We start from the raw sequence: 15298 nt of genomic DNA, 5'->3' as shown, positions 1-15298 counted from the left end.
AGTAAAATTTGAAATTTCGCTGAGGAGCTTTTTATTTAAATCGGGAAATTATCTTGGTGAACGACCGCCGCGTTCTGATCTTTCGCCACCACCGGCGTTTTCGTAAGATCTTCCGCCGCCTCTTGATTCACCGGAATTTCTTTCGGAAGAATTAGAACGAATGGATGGTCCGTTGTTCGACCGCTCCTGGCCTTGGTTTCCATTGTCACGGGAACGTCCGCGGTCGTAGGAAGGCTCGCTGGAACGTGAGCGGTTTTGCTCAGGACTCGGTGCAGGACGGGCTTGTTCATAACTCCGGTTTCCACGGTTATCATTGTTGCCCGGTGCCTCCTGATTTCTCGAACGGTTAAAATCCTGTGAACCTCTGTCCGGCGAGGAGTTCCCTCTGTCGGGGGCAGTACGCTCATTGGAACGATAGGGCTGGTTCGATCTGTCGTCACGATCATTTCTCGCGTCAGGAACACGGTTGCTTCTGTCTACCGATGGGCGGTCGTTTGAACGGTAATCATAAGTTCTGTTTCTGGAATTGTTTTCAACCGGTGTGCGGCGATCATATCTATCTCTGCCAGTACCCGGAGCATCGTAGGAATGCTCTCTGCCAGATGAATGGTCGATCACTACGGCGCCTCTGCGGTTGCGGTCGATATCACGAACGACTACCGAACGTCTGGTAACTCTTTCAATTTCATCACGTCTTGGACCGTACACATAGGTGCGGTTGTCGTTGCGATAGTAATTGTTGATGATCGTGGTACGGTTGTAAATATTGTTATATCTGCCTCGTGGTGCACAGTAACTTTGCCAGCCGCGGGTACTAATGTACTGCTGCGGTACAAAAACCCACCAGAACGAGGGTATATTGATGGATACATTGATATTTACGCCAGGTCCCAGAGGAGCCCATCCGTAATAACCGCCTCCGGAGCGCCAGTTAACCCAGGCAGGCCCCCATTCATAACCGGGAATCCAGAACCAGCCGTTGTAGTCATCATAAGACCAGCGACCGTAGTGAAAAGGTGCCCAGCCCCAGTCATAATCCGAAACCCAGGTGTTACCATATTCAGTCACTTCCCAATAACCGTTGGTTGAATAGGGTTGAAAATCCCGGTCTGCATACGGCGTCCATACCGACCCATATTGTGGAGTATTGATCCACCGTCCGTAAGGAGATAATTCATTATAAAATGTCTGGAAGGAAATGGAAACTCCCGGCTGAGCTTTAACCTTTTCCTGAATCGAAATACCTCCAAGAAACAAAATTGACAAGGCGAGAATCCGAAATTTATGCATGCTGTACATGGCCGTAAGAATTAGTTGTTTCTGAATTTAAAATCGATGGTTTGACCTGAAAATTGGAACCGGGTTTAATGCTTGTTTTCCGCCCAAATATGGTGACATCATGAATGTTTTGCATTGAAAAGCGTAATTTTGATTTGTAATAAATTTAGTATTTTTAGTTAAGGTGTTGTTAGATAGTTTGTTGTGAATTTATTTTTAAGGTTTATAACAAAAAATTGTAACGTTTTATTCATCCTGAAAGCGTAAAAACCGGTAAGATTCGTATACACCTTAACAGACGTTAACAATATTTGAAGCCAAACCATGATAAACCCTGAGAAATTACATGCTGAACTCGTTTTTCAAACTGCCAGAAGTGGTGGGAGCGGAGGGCAAAATGTTAATAAAGTAGAGACCAAAGTAGAGCTCCGTTTTGATATTGCAAATTCGGCTTTGTTGACAGAGGAGGAAAAGAAAACACTGATTAATAAGCTGGCTACAAAACTGACGAACGAAAATGTACTGGTAATTTACCATCAGACCGAGCGCTCACAGTTGGCGAATAAGGATAAAGTGGTCGAGAAGTTCAATAAACTGATACAGCAGGCATTTTTTGTCCAGAAGAAACGCAGGGCAACACGGCCCACCCTGGCCTCCAAACTGGAACGGCTTGCCGGGAAACAGAAGAAATCGCAGGTAAAATCCATGCGAAGAAAACCGATTGATGATTAATTTTACCCGAATAAATTAATTTGCTTCTCCAATTTCCGTGATGACTTTTTGATAAATATGGCCTCTATCTCTGCTTCCACTAATGTTTCTCCCTGGCGTACCGTTCTTTCACTTCCCGTTGTTGTAGCTTCTTTGGGTTACTTTGTGGATGTGTACGATCTGCTGCTTTTTAATATCGTAAGAGTGCCCAGCCTGAAAGATCTGGGTTTGTCGGAAGCTGAGATTTCGTTGATAGGGGCGAAAATTTATAACTGGCAACAGGCTGGATTACTTATCGGCGGTTTTTTCTGGGGGATATGGGGAGATAAAATGGGGCGGCGCTCCGTGCTTTTTGGCTCTATCCTTACCTATTCTCTTGCCAATATCGTATGCGGGTTTACCAATGACGTTGCGCTGTATTCTTTGTTACGCTTCGTCGCGGGGTTGGGATTGGCCGGCGAGCTGGGCGCAGGTATCACGTTGATTGCTGAAATTCTGCCCAAAGAGCTTCGTGGTTATGGTGCGTCGGTTGTAGCGAGCGTGGGTCTGGCGGGTGCTATTGCTGCTTTTTTCGCTGTAAAACTGACCGACTGGCGCATGGCTTATTTTATTGGTGGCGGTATGGGGCTGGTTTTGCTGGCGCTGCGGGTCAACGTGCTGGAATCTTTTTTGTTTGAAAAAAGTATTGGTAAGGCCAAAACGGTACACTGGTGGACCATTTTTACAAAACGCGAGCGCCTGATCCGGTATCTACGGTGCATGGGTATCGCATTGCCTACTTACCTGGTTATTGGTATTTACGCAACATTTGGCAATGAGTTTGCCAAAGCATTAGGCGTGCCGGGTGATATTCAGGCGGGAACTTGCGTACTTTATACTTATATCGGAGTAGTGACGGGCGATTTTTTCAGCGGATTGTTAAGCCAATGGCTGCAATCCAGAAGAAAAGCCATCCTGTTGATGTTGCTGATGACACTTGCGGGTGTTTTGGTACTGCTGTATGGCGGTATTAATTCAGCCACCACGTTATATATATGTTATGGCTGGCTGGGATTTTCAATCGGATACATTGCCATGTTCCTGACCACCACCGCCGAACAGTTTGGTACGAACCTCCGCGCGACTGTCACCACTTCCGTCGCAAACAATGTACGTGCAACCGTGTTACTGACCTTACCGGTATTCCAGTTCCTTAAACCAGATTGGGGTGTTCTTCAGGCTGGCGCAGCGGTTGGAGCCGTTTGCTTTTTGCTGGCCTTACTTTCCTTGTGGAAAATGGAAGAAACCTATGGCAAGGAACTGGATTACGAGGAAGAATAATTTATACCAACGCTTCAAACAATATTTCAGCCGGATGCAGGGCTTTACGTCCGGTTCCGTCGTGGATCTGGTGGCGGCAGCTTGTTCCCGGTGCAGCGATGATTACATCATCAGCCTGCTTACGTACGGTCGGGAAGAGCACGAGCTCGCCAATTTGCATGGAAATATCGTAATGCTCTTTTTCATAACCGAAGGATCCCGCCATACCACAACATCCCGAAGGAATGAGCTGAACGGTATAGTTTTCAGGCAGTGAAAGCATTTTCTTAGTAGGGATCATGCTTGAAATTGCTTTCTGCTGGCAGTGACCATGCAATTTGATCAGACGTTTTTCCTTGCTGAACGAGTTTTTTGAAATCCTTTTCAGTTCAATTTCACGGGCGATAAACTCGTCAAACTGTAACGCGTTTAAAGCAAGTTTTTTAGCATCTTCCAAAAGATCGTCACTAACAAGGTCGGGATATTCATCACGGAAGGTCAGAATCGCCGATGGTTCCAAGCCTACCAGCGGTGTCTCATGTGTGATGACATCTTTCAGTAACCGGATATTTTCCTCAGCAATCTTTTTCGCATCTTTTAGCAATCCTTTGGAAAGCTGCGGGCGTCCGGACGGTCCGTGTTTTGGAATAATTACTTCGTATCCCAGTTTTTCAAGAACCTGTATCGCTTTTTTACCAATTTCCACATCGTTATAGTTGGTAAACTCGTCACAGAAAAGATATACCTTCTTATCCGATGCAACCTGTACTTTTTTGCGTTTTTTATACCATGTTTCCAAAGTTGTGTTATGCAAAAGCGGCATCGTACGCTCCGGGTGGAAACCTACGACGTTGTTTGCAATTTTACGCAACGGAGCATTTTTGAAAACCATATTGTAAGCCCATGGAACATAACTTGCCAGACCTGTCAGTTTGGAGAAATTGCCCACCAGCCATGAACGAAGCGGAACGCCGTGTTCATCGTGATAATGCTGTAAGAACTCCATTTTCAGTTTAGCCACATCTACATTGGAAGGACATTCACCCTTACATCCCTTACAGGCAAGGCAGAGGTCATAAACCTCTTTGATCTCTTTATTGTCAAAACGATTTTCCTTAGGCGAATGTGTCAGCATTTCACGCAGGATATTCGCCCTGGCACGGGTGGTATCTTTTTCATTTCTTGTCGCCATGAAACTCGGGCACATCGTACCACCGCTCATTTCCGTTTTGCGGCAGTCACCGGACCCGTTGCATTGTTCTGCGTGCTGCAAAACCGTCTGATCCTGATAGCGGAAATAGGTTTTGAATTCGGGTGTCACGTGGTCGGCCTCATAACGCAGGAACGTGTCCATCGGAGGTGTATCGACAATCTTTCCCGGGTTCAGGATATTGTAAGGGTCCCAGGTACGTTTCAGTTCTTTGAACAATTCGTAGTTATGCTGACCTACCATTTGCGGAATAAACTCACCGCGTAAACGGCCGTCGCCATGTTCACCGGAAAGTGATCCCTGGAATTTCTTTACCAACGTAGCAATTTCCTCGGCAATGGTCCTGAATTGCTGATGGCCTTCTTTGGTCTTAAGATTGATGATCGGACGAAGGTGTAATTCACCCGAACCGGCGTGCGCGTAATGTACAGCTGACATGCCGTGTTTTTTTAGTATATCATTAAATTCGATGATATACTGAGGCTGGTCATAAACGTCTACCGCAGTGTCTTCAATCACAGCCACAGCCTTTTCGTCGCCCGGAAGATTACTTAATAATCCAAGTCCGGCTTTCCGTAATGTCCATATTTTTTTCGTATCGTCGCCAAAAAGCAATGGGTAATGATAACCCATGCCAGCCTGTACAAAATCGGCTTCCAATGCCTGTGCAAGCGCTTCAACCTCCTCTTTGGTCTCTCTCGAAAGATCCACAACCAGAATCGCCGGATATTCTCCCGACGCGGTATTCTGGACAAAAAATGCGTTTGCTTTTTGTTCTTTATTTGTTGCAGCACATTCAAGCACGTAGTTGTCAATCAACTCTACGGCCTGCGGTTTATATTTAAGGGCTAAAATGGTAGCTCTTAATGCTTCATCGATCGATGTAAAGTGGGCACACAAAAGGCCTTGTGTCGTCGGCGGAAGCGGTATGATATTCAGTTTGATTTCAGTCAAAAAGCAAAGTGTTCCCTCTGAACCGGCAATGAGCTTGCACATGTTGAAAGGAATAACTTCCTGGCCTTCGTCGGGAACCGGGGTAAAGGGCTCTGTTTCCAAAAGCATATCCAACGCGTAACCCGTATTTCGTCTTTCCACGCTGCGTTTTGGAAATTCTTTTCTGATCTCGGTCTGGTTAACCGGATTGGATAGTATTTCGAAGGTTTTTGCGTAGATCTTATCTGCAAGAGAATCAGCGGCATCCGGCAGATTCCTTTTGAATGTTTCCAGTGTTTCCGTTCCAAAAGTTACGTCACTGCCATCCGCCAGTATCGCTTTCACTTCCAGCAAATGTTCCCTGGTACTTCCATAAACTACCGAGTTGGAGCCACAGGAATTATTCCCCACCATCCCACCGATCATGGCGCGGTTGGCCGTGGAAGTTTCCGGCCCGAAATATAGTCCATAGGGTTTCAGTGCCATATTGAGCTCATCCCGAACTACACCCGGCTCAACCCGTACATATCTCTCCTCGGCATTGATTTCAAGGATTTTCGTGAAATGTTTCGACGTATCCACAATAATGCCGCTCCCTACCACCTGTCCAGCCAGCGAAGTACCGGCAGTACGTGGGATGAGTGATATCTTTTTGCTTGTCGCAAAGGCGATCAGCTTTTTGATATCTTCCAGTGTTTTGGGAATGGCTACGGCCAGGGGCATTTCGCGGTAGGCTGATGCGTCCGTGGCATACAAAGTACGCATGGTATTGTCATCATAAAAATCACCGGTAAGCTGACGGGCTAATTGTTGTAAATCGGTATTCGAAACGGAGGACTGCGGTGTCATAAACAAAAATGTACAGAAACGAAACTGCTCCAAAGTTACGCACAACCGCTGATCAAATCATGAAATTTTTATAGAAAGGTTTTACGAGCCCCTGGTCTTTCCCCGAAACATTATTAAACAGCCGGTTTTGTAATAATTCGGGCGGCTATTTCTCAAAACTGTATGTAAGTACCTGATAATAATCTTTAACACGGAACTTCTCATCAAAGTACCCTTTGGTGAATAAACGTAATGAAACCAATATTTTGTTAGAAATAATTAATAATTCTTTTGTAACTAATGTTTGTGATATTTCAACTATTTATAGTAATTTGGATAAGTATTTATCTGAAATTACAATTTGTTCTGAAATTATTCCTGTAAGTTGTATTGTAGGCTTGTTGGAATGGTTTTGTTAGAATTGTTGATCATCGGGATCGAAAAGCTTGAACAATTAATTAACCTAACTTATGATGAAATTTTCCTATCAAGACCGACTTATGTCTGGTCGATTTATGACACTAAAGTTCCTGGAGATAAATCTCCTGCGAAAAAGCTGCCAGGCAGGATTTATGATTTTGCTGCTGTTTTGTTCGCTGGTTTCTACAACTTACGCTCAGGACATCTCAGTTACAGGAAAAGTGACAGACTCCAAGGGATCAGGTCTTCCGGGAGTGGCTATTACAGTGAAAGGAAGTACAAAAGGCACAAACACTGATGTCGATGGCAATTATCAAATAAGCATTCCTGCAAACGCTACACTATCTTTTAGTTCTATCGGTTTTGAACCGCTGGATGTTCCGGTCGGAAATAAATCGGTTCTTAACGTTACACTCTCTGAAGACGTTAGAGCTTTGGAAGAAGTGGTGGTTGTAGGTTATGGAACTGTTAAGAAAAAAGATGCGACAGGTGCTGTTTCAGCATTGGGTTCCAAAGATTTTCAAAAAGGGATAGTAACCTCACCAGAACAATTGATGCAAGGTAGAGTTGCCGGTGTTCAGATCACGCAGTCCAGTGGTGAGCCTGGTGGTGGTATCAATGTACGTATTCGTGGCACATCCTCTGTGTTAGGAGGAAATAACCCCCTTTTTGTTATTGATGGCGTTCCTTTGAGCGGTGACAATACGTCAAGTGGCGGTGATAACCAGGGTGTGGGAAGGCAGCCGGCGAAGAACCCGCTTAACTTCTTAAACCCCGATGATATAGCAAGTATTGATATCTTAAAAGATGCGTCTGCAACAGCCATTTATGGTTCCCGCGGTGCAAACGGGGTGGTATTGATTACAACCAAGAGAGGAAAAGGAAAAGGATCCCTTGATTATGGATACTCTCTGGGGATTAGTAATATCACAAAAAAATATGATTTACTTAGTGCCAAAGAATACGTGGCAGCCGGTGGACAGGATCAGGGGTCAAATACAGACTGGCAAAAGGAATTGTTCAGAACCGCCTTGACACATCAGCACAACCTTTCATATGGCGGAGGTGATAATTCGGGTAACTATCGGTTCTCTCTTGGATACCTTAATCAGGATGGAATTATTAAAACATCCAATGTAAAACGTTATAGTGTTGGATTTAGTGGTTTGAAGAAATTCATCAGCAACAAGCTTACCATTGGAAGTAATTTAAATTTTGCCAATACTTTGGACACGGGTGTTCCAATTTCGGAGAATATTGGTTTTGAAGGAGATTTAATGGGGAATATTTTAAAAGCCAACCCAACCAGGGCAGTTTACAAGGCCGATGGAAGCTTAAATCAAATTACAACTACTGAGCCGAATCCACTTGCATTCGTACAATTGTCGAAAGATAAAAGCAGTACGTTGCGTGCGCTTGGAAATATCAATGCAGAACTGGAAATTTTTACGGGCCTGAAGTTTAAAACGGTTTTAGGTTTTGACAAGTCAATGTCGTCACGGAAGCAGGCATATTCACGAGATCTGGTAGTGTCCGGGATTGAGAAAATAGGACGTGTATACATCAGAGACGTTGAAAGTAATAACCAGCTTTGGGAAAATTATTTTACTTATGATAAAGAATTTGGGAAAGTAACCTTAAACGCTCTTCTGGGTTATTCTTATCAAAGTTTTGAAAACAGTAGCAAGAATGTTGCGGCGGCAAATTTCAGAACAAATAATCTGGATTTGATGGTCAATAATCTTGGTATTGCAGGAACGGTTGGGATTAAGGATGCTACTGCTTTAACAAGTGTAGGATCGGTTGTGCAGAATTCAAATTATGTGAAAGATGAATTACAGTCGTATTTTGGTCGTGTAAATCTGGGTTTTGGTAACAAATATCTTTTCACCGGTACACTTCGTGTCGATGGTTCTTCAAAGTTTGGTGGAAATAATAAATATGGATACTTCCCGTCAGGAGCATTTAAATGGAAGTTGGTGGAAGAAAAATTTATTTCCAAGACAGTATTTACTGACCTTTCTTTGAGGGTAGGGTATGGTGTTACAGGGAATCAGGCAATTCCTCACAATGTATACGATAGGAGGGACAGGTATAGTGACTATGTAATCAATCAGAATGGCGATGGGATTACCGGAGGCGGATTGAATGCTGTTGCTTTTAATAACCCTGATTTGAAATGGGAATCTACGGCGGCATTTAATTTGGGTATTGACTTCTCTATCCTAAAGGGGAGACTTTCCGGTAGTATAGATGCGTATAACAAAAGCACAAAAGATCTTCTATTTAAAGTTGTTGCTGCCCAGCCTGCACCGAACCCATTTGTATATAAAAACCTTGATACAGATATCCAGAACAGAGGTATTGAGTTGGCCTTGAATGGTATCGTGGTAGAAGGGAATAAGTTCTCGTGGGAAGTTTTGGTTAATGCCTCTTACAATAAAAATCTTGTTAAGAATCTTATCGGTACCTATGATACTGGAGAGATTAATGGTCAAGGATTATCTGGTGCATTTGCTCAACGGCTTGCAGAAGGGCAACCTTTGTTCGCGTACTTCCTGCGTGAATTTGGAGGCTTTGACGATAATGGTAATTCGATCTATCCTAATGGTGACTTTCAACAGTTTTTGGGAGGGAAAAGTCCGCTGCCAAAGGTTAATGCTGGTTTAACAAATAATCTTAAATACGGAAACTTCGATTTGAGCATCTTCTTTAACGGCGTATTCGGTAATTATTTGTATTCCAATACCGCTAATGCTTTCTTTACACAAGGGTCATTTGCGAATGGGCGGAATGTTACAAAAAATGTAATTGGTAATGGTGAAGGTGCACTGAATGCACCGGACGTATCAACGCGCTTCCTGGAAAAAGGTAACTTCATAAGAATGCAGAATTTCTCACTTGGTTATCGTCTTCCAATTAAGAGCAGCAAGGTATTATCCAGTGCGAGAATATTTGTTTCGGGACAAAACTTGTTCACAATTACCAAATACAGTGGTCAGGATCCGGAGGTTAGTACAAATAAATCGTTGAATGATATTCCGTCATTTGGAATTGATTACACGGCGTATCCCAGGGCAAGAACCTGGACTGTTGGTGCAAATTTCTCGTTCTAATTTTCTAATTTGAATAATAATGAAAAATAGTCATATATATAAATTACTGGTATTGGGTGTCAGCATAGCTGCCATCTCATCCTGTACAGACCTTGTAAATGAAGAGAAGGATTCGGTTGTCAATCCTGTGGTTGAAGGGGGATTTGCCCCAGTTAATGTCCCTGAGGCATTGTCTTCTGCTTACAAGGATTTATCGACTTATTCGGATCAGGCAGGAATTTATGCCTTGGGCGAACATACTACGGCTGAGATGATCCCACCGACACGTGGTGTTGACTGGGGAGATAATGGTGTCTGGCGTACATTGGATGCACATACTTGGGATGCCTCTCACTCTTATATTCTGAGTGCGTGGAATGCACTGAATCAACGTGCATACAAAGCGACTGAAATTATTGCATCTAATCCATCTGCTGTCCAAAAGGCAGAAGCGCAGTTTATCAGAGCATATAATATGTTTTGGGTAATGGACTACTGGGGTGTTGTTCCGGTAAGAGAAGTTACGCAGGGCGTTAATGATCTACCAAAAGTTCTATCCCGTTCAGATGCATTTGATTACATTGTAAAGGATCTGACAGAAGCACTTCCCAATTTACCTAAAGCAGGTCCATCAGCAACCAATGGTACGGCTAATAAAGCGGCGGCCAATTTTCTTTTGGCTAAACTGCACCTGAATAAGGCAGTTTATAAAAGCGCCACACCCGCTGGGCCATATACCTTCGACAAGGCGGATATGGATAAAGTTGCAGGTTATGTCGATGCTATTACGGCTGACGGATATGCCTTGGAAAAAGATTATTTCTCTACATTTTCAGCCAGTGCGAAAACGGAGCCTATTCTTTTGGTTTTAGAAGGAACGGCGCAAAACCGTTGGTTCATGACCCTTCATTATGGGCAGAATCCGTCTGGATGGAATGGTTTCACAACTCTGGCGGATTTTTACGACACCTTTGAGGCAAAAGATTCAAGAATTGGGGCTCCCGCTAAAAAAGACGGCACACAGTATTCAGGAATTGGTTTAGGATTTCTTATTGGGCCGCAATATACAGACAAAGGCGAAGCAGTGATCGACACGCGTACACAAAAACCATTATCCTTTACGAGAGATGTACCATTGTCCGGTGCAGCAACAGATAAAGGTATTCGTGTTATCAAATATCACCCGGCGAATTCGGGTAAATATATCTTAATGCGTTATGCTGAGGCATATTTAATGAAAGCAGAGGCGCAGCTCAGAGGTGGGAACGCTGCTGGTGCACTCACGACAATAAATACCCTAAGAACTACCCGTGGCGCTACGACGATTGCCTCATTAACAGAAGCTAATTTGTTTGATGAAATTGGCAGAGAGCTTTACTGGGAAGGAGGAAAAAGAACTACTGAAATTCGTTTCAGTAAATTTACGACGGGGCAGGGCGCATCGGTAAAAGAAGCTTATACTGTGCTTTATCCGATTCCGTCCGCTGCACTTGTTTCAAATCCAAACCTTGTGCAAAACGATGGTTATTAAAAAATAGATTTTTCTTTTTACAAAAATGCTCGATGTTTTCGAGCATTTTTGTTTTATTGATTTTATGAAATACATGAGTTGTTTAACAAGCATTTTTGCAATAATTATTTTGATGTTTTTTGAGGCCTGCACGCCGTCGGAAAATATAGATGAGATTTATAATCAGTTGAATGATAATCAGGCAAAGGTCATTTATAAAATTGACGGAAAGGAATTCTATACGTCACAGAGTATTTTTTCAGGTGAGGTGAACGTTTCTGATCAATTGCTAAGTGTAACACTGGCAGACCAGTTTCAAAATCAGACAATTATTAGCTTTGGTGGTGACAAATGGTATTCACCTTTGCCATCGAAGAAGGAAATTTTTGCGGATAATCAAGTAAACGCAGGTGTGAAAATGGGGAAACTTGTCGATAGAGAGAAGATGGTGGGAGAGGGTTATATGATGTCGGAAGGGTCAGTGACACTGATTGAATTTTCAAAAGATAAAATCGTTTTGAAAATCTATGGCAAAGTTGGAAAATATAGCGACTTTCAGCAACCATCGGAGTATTATAATGTAGAGGGTACGGTAGTTTGCAGGAAGCCACTTTTCAGATTAGCAAATATTACAGAAAAAGATTTATTCAGCGGTTTAAAGACGTCAACTAGATGATGAATAACTTATCCAAATGGGGGAGTTTTGGAGCGACATTGATCATATTTTTTATATTCTGGTCTTGCAGAGAAAGTAAAAATACTACCGGTTTATTCGAACTGGTCGGAGCGACCGAGACTGGAATCGATTTTGAGAATAAAGTTGTCAACAGGGAAGACTTTAATATATTCACATACCGAAACTTCTACAATGGCGGAGGAGTTGCTGTGGGAGATATCAACAACGATGGATTACCTGATATCTATTTCACCGCCAACATGGGTGACAATAAGTTATATCTAAACAAAGGTAATTTTAAGTTTGAAGATATAACTGCAAAAGCTGGTGTCGAAGAATCGATGAAATGGAGCACTGGTGTTGTTATGGTTGACATTAATGCCGATGGTTTACTGGATATCTACGTGTGCAATGCGGGTTATCAAAAAGGGGTTAGCCAGGAAAATGCGCTTTATATCAACAACGGAGATCTGACTTTTACAGAATCTGCGGCTAAATACGGTCTTAATGAAGACGGTTATACCACACATGCAGCTTTCTTTGACTATGACCTGGATGGAGACCTGGACGCGTTTATTTTAAACAATAGTTTTATTCCGGTTAACACACTTAATTATTCCAATAATCGAGACTTACGGGCAAAAGATTGGCCGGTAAAGGATTTTTTGAAAAAAGGTGGTGGGGATAAACTCTTGCGGAATGACAACGGGAAATTTGTCGATGTAAGTGAGCAGGCCGGCATTTATGGAAGCCTAATTGGATTTGGATTGGGAGTGACTGTGGGTGATATTAACGGAGATCAATATCCTGACTTATACATTTGTAATGATTTTTACGAGAAGGATTATCTATATATCAACAATAAAAACGGCACCTTTTCGGAAGAGCTGGAAAAAAGAGTCAAACACACCAGTCTGGCATCAATGGGTGCTGATATGGCCGACATTAATAATGACGGGTACCCTGAACTGTTTGTAACAGATATGCTTCCCAGGGATGAATACAGACTGAAGACAACCACCTCATTCGAAAATCACTACCTTTTTAATCTAAAAAAAGAAAAAGGTTTTTATAACCAATACATGCAGAATAGTCTGCAATTGAACAATCAGGATGGGACTTTTAGTGAAATATCGAACTATGCCGGTGTGGCTGCAACTGACTGGAGTTGGGGGGCTTTGATGTTTGATGCCGATAATGATTCGAAGACGGATATTTACGTTTGTAACGGAATTTACCATGACATTTTAGACCAGGATTTTATTGATTTTTTTGCGAACGAAGTAGTGCAAAAAATGGTCATGTCAGGGGAAAGGGAAAATATGCAGAAAATCATTGACAAAATGCCTTCTACGCCAGTTGCCAATAATTTTTTCCATAATGAAGGTTCTTTTAATTTTCCTGAAAAAGGAGAAGAATTTGGGCTAGATCAAAAGTCATTTTCAAATGGTGCCGCTTATGCTGACCTTGACAATGACGGTGATTTAGACTTGGTGGTTAATAATGTAAACCAACCTTGTTTTGTTTACCGGAATAGATCCGAGGGCAAAAAGGTACGTAACCACTATGTGAAATTAAACCTGAAAGGGGAAGGGCAAAATACCTTTGCGATTGGTGCCCGTGTCGAAGTTTTTGCTGGCAAAGAAGTCATTGGTAAGCAGATAAATCCAGCCAGGGGATTTCAGTCGAGTACCGAGTACCCGATAACAATAGGTTTAGGTGATATAAAGAAAATTGACTCGATAAGGATTATTTGGCCGGATAGAAGATTTATTGTTCAAAAGAGTCCGAAGATGGACACTACGCTTCATTTTGCCATCAAAGATGCCGGTCAAATGATCTTCATTCCGAATCTTTTGACTCCGGATCATTTGCTTTCGCAAACGAAGACTGATTTTGAGCCACATATTGAAGATAGGTATGATGACTTCTTCAATGAACGGAATATACCGATGTTACTTTCCCAGGAAGGTCCTAAAGCTGCCATTGGCGATGTCGATGGAGATGGGAAAGAAGATATTTATATCTGTGGTGCAAAAGGGCAGGGGGGGCAGCTATATCTACAGACCGGTACTTCGTTTAGGAAATCTGAACAGAAAATATTTCATGATCTGGCAGGTTTTGAAGATACCGCAGCGGCGTTTTTTGATTGTGATCAAGACGGAGATTTGGATTTGATTGTAGGAAGTGGAGGTAACGAATCCGCTCCGCGTACGCAGGAGCTACCGACCCGATTATATATCAATGATGGTAAAGGTAATTTTACAATTAATACAAGAGCATTGCCACCTAATGGCATGAACACTGCTGTTATTGTTGTCAATGACTATGATCAGGATGGGGATATGGATATTTTTGTCGGGAGCAGAAGTGTTCCGAGGGAATATGGCGTTGCTCCAACAAGTTATTTATATAAGAATGATGGGAAGGGAATCTTTAAGGATGTTACCAAAGAAATAGCGCCGGATCTTAGTGCAATTGGGATGGTCCGCGATGCATTTTGGGCTGATGTAAATGGCGATAAAAGAAATGAGCTTGTGGTTGTGGGAGACTGGATGGCGCCGACAATACTAGGATACAGAAGCGGAAAATTTAATAAATTAAATGCAGGTTTAGACAATTATCAGGGATTTTGGGGGAGTTTGAAAGTTGTTGATATTGACAACGACGGAGATCTTGATCTTGTGATGGGGAACATCGGAGAGAATTTTTCTCTGAAAGCTTCTGAGAAAGCTCCGATCAAAATATGGATTAATGATTTTAACAAAAATGGGAATATTGACAAAGTAATAACCAAAACTGTTGATTCCCGTGATATGCCAGTTTTATTAAAACGGGAACTAACAACCCAATTCCCTTTCCTGAAAAAGAAAAACATTAAGCATTCAGAGTACGCGAATAACTCGATTCAGGAGCTTTTTCCGGATGATATCATGAAATCGACCTTTGAAAGATCGGTTAATTATCTGAAGTCTGCTATTGCGATTAATGATGGTAAGGGAGCATTTACTTTATCGGCGTTGCCGAATGTAATGCAGTTTTCCTGCCTGAATGCAATTGAGAGTATCGACGTTAATAGAGACGGGAAACCGGATCTGGTCGTAGGAGGCAATTTTTCCCATTTCATACCTCAGCTAGGGGCTTTGGACGCTTGCCGCGGGAATGTGTTGATTAATAAAGGAAACCTGAAATTTGAGGTGCAGAACAGTATTGAAAGTGGCTACGCAGTTGACGGTGAATTGAAGCAGATAAGCAAGATAGGGATTCAGGGAAAGCCATATCTTATTAATCTTATCAATAATGCGAAACCTGTCTTATTTCGGGTTAATAAAGGATAG

Annotated in this window: 8 protein-coding genes; 6 read left to right on the top strand and 2 right to left on the bottom strand. The window is 42.6% G+C overall.

Annotation, left to right across the window (positions count from 1 at the left end; all coding sequences use genetic code 11):
• Positions 1–48 precede the first annotated feature (48 nt).
• Positions 49–1299 carry a DUF6600 domain-containing protein gene (locus M1L62_RS04755; RefSeq protein ID WP_254411859.1) on the bottom strand — a complete coding sequence of 417 codons (1251 nt, stop codon included), beginning with the start codon at positions 1297–1299 and terminating at the stop codon, positions 49–51.
• A 303-nt stretch (positions 1300–1602) separates the two neighbouring features.
• Here M1L62_RS04755 and arfB point away from each other — a divergent pair, with 303 nt between their 5' ends.
• Positions 1603–2010: an alternative ribosome rescue aminoacyl-tRNA hydrolase ArfB gene (gene arfB, locus M1L62_RS04750; protein ID WP_254411858.1), complete on the top strand. Its 408-nt coding sequence runs from the start codon at positions 1603–1605 to the stop codon at positions 2008–2010.
• Between the two features lie 57 nt (positions 2011–2067).
• Positions 2068–3309 (top strand): MFS transporter, encoded by a 1242-nt coding sequence (locus tag M1L62_RS04745; protein WP_254411857.1) that lies wholly within the window; start codon positions 2068–2070, stop codon positions 3307–3309.
• 1 nt (position 3310) lies between these two features.
• On the opposite strand, the gene M1L62_RS04740 is transcribed toward M1L62_RS04745, so the two are convergent.
• Positions 3311–6280, bottom strand: coding sequence for an FAD-binding and (Fe-S)-binding domain-containing protein (locus M1L62_RS04740; RefSeq protein ID WP_254411856.1), 2970 nt, complete (start codon positions 6278–6280; stop codon positions 3311–3313).
• A 494-nt stretch (positions 6281–6774) separates the two neighbouring features.
• Here M1L62_RS04740 and M1L62_RS04735 point away from each other — a divergent pair, with 494 nt between their 5' ends.
• Genes M1L62_RS04735 through M1L62_RS04720 form a run of 4 tightly spaced genes read left to right on the top strand, consistent with a single transcriptional unit; the run spans position 6775 to position 15298 of the window.
• On the top strand, positions 6775–9795 hold the full coding sequence (locus tag M1L62_RS04735) for a SusC/RagA family TonB-linked outer membrane protein (protein WP_254411855.1): 3021 nt from the start codon (positions 6775–6777) through the stop codon (positions 9793–9795).
• A gap of 19 nt (positions 9796–9814) precedes the next feature.
• Positions 9815–11305, top strand: a complete 1491-nt coding sequence (locus tag M1L62_RS04730) for a RagB/SusD family nutrient uptake outer membrane protein (protein ID WP_254411854.1) — start codon at positions 9815–9817, stop codon at positions 11303–11305.
• Positions 11306–11330: 25 nt separating this feature from the next.
• Positions 11331–11960 carry a hypothetical protein gene (locus M1L62_RS04725; protein WP_254411853.1) on the top strand — a complete coding sequence of 210 codons (630 nt, stop codon included), beginning with the start codon at positions 11331–11333 and terminating at the stop codon, positions 11958–11960.
• Positions 11957–15298, top strand: a complete 3342-nt coding sequence (locus tag M1L62_RS04720; RefSeq protein WP_254411852.1) for a VCBS repeat-containing protein — start codon at positions 11957–11959, stop codon at positions 15296–15298. Before M1L62_RS04725 ends, M1L62_RS04720 begins: the two co-directional genes overlap by 4 nt.

Source organism: Dyadobacter diqingensis (assembly GCF_024220585.1).
GTDB lineage: Bacteria > Bacteroidota > Bacteroidia > Cytophagales > Spirosomataceae > Dyadobacter > Dyadobacter diqingensis.
This window is presented reverse-complemented; position numbering and strand designations above follow the sequence as displayed.

Bases quoted from the DNA above. Each gene is read 5' to 3' on its own strand.
- M1L62_RS04755 (WP_254411859.1), bottom strand. From the start codon at position 1,299: ATGTACAGCATGCATAAATTTCGGATTCTCGCCTTGTCAATTTTGTTT.
- arfB (WP_254411858.1), top strand. From the start codon at position 1,603: ATGATAAACCCTGAGAAATTACATGCTGAACTCGTTTTTCAAACTGCC.
- M1L62_RS04745 (WP_254411857.1), top strand. From the start codon at position 2,068: ATGGCCTCTATCTCTGCTTCCACTAATGTTTCTCCCTGGCGTACCGTT.
- M1L62_RS04740 (WP_254411856.1), bottom strand. From the start codon at position 6,280: ATGACACCGCAGTCCTCCGTTTCGAATACCGATTTACAACAATTAGCC.
- M1L62_RS04735 (WP_254411855.1), top strand. From the start codon at position 6,775: ATGACACTAAAGTTCCTGGAGATAAATCTCCTGCGAAAAAGCTGCCAG.
- M1L62_RS04730 (WP_254411854.1), top strand. From the start codon at position 9,815: ATGAAAAATAGTCATATATATAAATTACTGGTATTGGGTGTCAGCATA.
- M1L62_RS04725 (WP_254411853.1), top strand. From the start codon at position 11,331: ATGCTCGATGTTTTCGAGCATTTTTGTTTTATTGATTTTATGAAATAC.
- M1L62_RS04720 (WP_254411852.1), top strand. From the start codon at position 11,957: ATGATGAATAACTTATCCAAATGGGGGAGTTTTGGAGCGACATTGATC.